Here is a 1,011-nt window from a genome sequence, read left to right as displayed (position 1 = left end):
ATCGAAATCGCTAAGTGAGTCAGAATCGAAGTCAACATCATTGAGCGATAGTGAATCGAAATCAATAAGTGAGAGTAACTCAACGTCGTTGAGCGATAGTGAATCAAAATCGCTAAGTGAGAGTAACTCAACGTCGTTGAGCGATAGTGAATCAAAATCGCTAAGTGAGTCAGAATCGAAGTCAACATCATTGAGCGATAGTGAATCGAAATCAATAAGTGAAAGTAATTCAACGTCGTTGAGCGATAGTGAATCAATGAGCATGAGTGATTCAATGTCAGCGAGCGTAAGTGAGTCAATGAGCATGAGTGATTCAATGTCAGCGAGCGTAAGTGAGTCAATGAGTATGAGTGACTCAATGTCAGCAAGCATAAGCGAATCAATGAGTATGAGTAACTCAACATCAACAAGTATGAGTAACTCAATGTCAACAAGCGTAAGCGAATCAATGAGCATGAGTGACTCAATGTCAACAAGCGTGAGCGAATCGATGAGCATGAGTAACTCAGCATCAACAAGTATGAGAGATTCAATCTCAATAAGCTTAAGCGATTCAACAAGTATGAGTGATTCAATGTCAACGAGCGTGAGTGAGTCAATGAGTATGAGTAACTCAACATCAACAAGTATGAGAGACTCAATTTCAATAAGCTTAAGCGAGTCAATGAGTATGAGTGACTCAATGTCAACAAGCGTGAGCGAATCAATGAGCATGAGTGATTCAATGTCAGCGAGCGTGAGTGAGTCAATGAGTATGAGTAACTCAATGTCAACAAGCGTAAGTGAGTCAATGAGTATGAGTGATTCAATGTCAACAAGCGTAAGTGAGTCGATGAGCATGAGCGATTCAGCTTCAACAAGCGTGAGCGAATCGATGAGTATGAGCGAATCAATGAGTATGAGTAACTCAACATCAACAAGTATGAGAGACTCAATTTCAATAAGCTTAAGCGATTCAACAAGCATGAGCGAATCAATGAGCATGAGTGATTCAATGTCAACAAGCGTAAG

At 40.3% G+C, this 1,011-nt stretch carries 1 protein-coding gene; it reads right to left on the bottom strand.

Features of this window, described 5'->3' with window-relative positions; translation table 11 throughout:
- Positions 1-1,011 (bottom strand): hypothetical protein (locus CD122_RS12535; RefSeq protein WP_276307408.1); only part of this gene is annotated, 1,011 nt, incomplete at both ends.

This window comes from Staphylococcus rostri (genome assembly GCF_002902145.1).
Classification (GTDB): domain Bacteria; phylum Bacillota; class Bacilli; order Staphylococcales; family Staphylococcaceae; genus Staphylococcus; species Staphylococcus rostri.
This window is presented reverse-complemented; position numbering and strand designations above follow the sequence as displayed.